We start from the raw sequence: 1,391 nt of genomic DNA on the forward strand, positions 1-1,391 counted from the left end.
ATGAGCACCTGCTCAGCCAGGTCGTTGAGCGAGCGTCGGCCGTTGAGGATGTCCTGGCCGGCAGCCGCGTCCCAGCCGGCGTAGCGGCTGTCCACGGCGGCTTTCAGCCGYCCGTCGTTGATCATCTTCTCGGCGATCAGCAGCGCCTGCGCGCACACGTCCATGCCGCCGATGTGGCCGTGGAACARGTCCTCGGCRTCRATGGACTGGCGGCGCACCTTGGCGTCGAAATTCAACCCGCCCGAGCCCAGGCCGCCAGCCTGGATGACGTGGTACAGCGCGATGGCCGTCTCCGGCACGTTGTTGGGGAACTGGTCGGTGTCCCAGCCCAGCTGCGGGTCGCCGCGGTTCATGTCCAGGCTGCCCAGGATGCCCAGAGCGCCGGCGGTGGCGATCTCATGCTCGAAGCTGTGGCCCGACAGCGTGGCGTGGTTGGCCTCGATGTTGACCTTGACTTCCTTCTCCAGGCCGTAGCGCACGAGGAAACCGTAGACGGTGGCGGTGTCGAAGTCGTACTGGTGCTTGGACGGCTCGCGCGGCTTGGGCTCGATGAGGATGGCGCCCTTGAAGCCGATCTTGTGCTTGCTCGCGGTCTGGAACCGCGCCGGCTCGCGCGGCTTGGGCTCGATGAGGATGGCGCCCTTGAAGCCGATCTTGTGCTTGTACTCCACCACCATGTTCAGGAAGCGGCCGAGCTGGTCCAGCTCCTGGCCCAGGCGCGTGTTCAACAGCGTCTCGTAGCCCTCGCGGCCGCCCCACAGCACATAGTTCTCGCCGCCGAGCTTCTTGGTGGCGTCCATCGCGTCRCGCACCTGCAGCGCGGCCATGGCGAACAGCTCGGGGTTGGGGTTGCTGGCCGCACCGCTCATGAAGCGGCGGTGGCTGAACAGGTTGGCCGTGCCCCACAAGAGCTTGCGGCCGGTGGCCTGCTGCTTCTCGCCGAGCACGTCGACCATGCGCAGGAAGTTCTCGTGGCTCTCGCGCGGCGTGGCGCCTTCCGGGGCGACGTCGCGGTCATGGNGTGGCCTGCTGCTTCTCGCCGAGCACGTCGACCATGCGCAGGAAGTTCTCGTGGCTCTCGCGCGGCGTGGCGCCTTCCGGGGCGACGTCGCGGTCATGGAAGCAGTAGTAGGGCGCGCCCAGCTTCTCGAAGAACTCGAAGGCCGCGTCGGCCTTGAGCTTGGCCAGCTCCATCGGGCTGCCGCCCTGGAACCAGGGCCGCTCGAAGGTSGCGCCGCCGAACGGGTCCAGGCCGGTCCAGACGAAGTTGTGCCAGTAGCACACGGCAAAGCGCAGGTGGTCCTCCATGCGCTGGCCCAGGACGATGCGGTCCTTGTCGTAGTGCTTGAAGGCCAGTTCGCTCTGGCTGTTGGCGCCCTCGAAACGGATGG

At 67.2% G+C, this 1,391-nt stretch carries 1 protein-coding gene and 1 pseudogene; both read right to left on the minus strand.

The window, feature by feature from the left end:
* Positions 1-1,020: xylose isomerase (locus ASC95_RS17795; protein ID WP_235537987.1), on the minus strand; the 1,020-nt coding region annotated here is incomplete at both ends.
* Position 1,021: 1 nt separating this feature from the next.
* A pseudogene (locus tag ASC95_RS31425) lies at positions 1,022-1,389 on the minus strand (xylose isomerase); the annotation flags it as partial.
* Positions 1,390-1,391 lie beyond the last annotated feature (2 nt).

Source organism: Pelomonas sp. Root1217 (assembly GCF_001425705.1).
GTDB lineage: Bacteria > Pseudomonadota > Gammaproteobacteria > Burkholderiales > Burkholderiaceae_C > Pelomonas.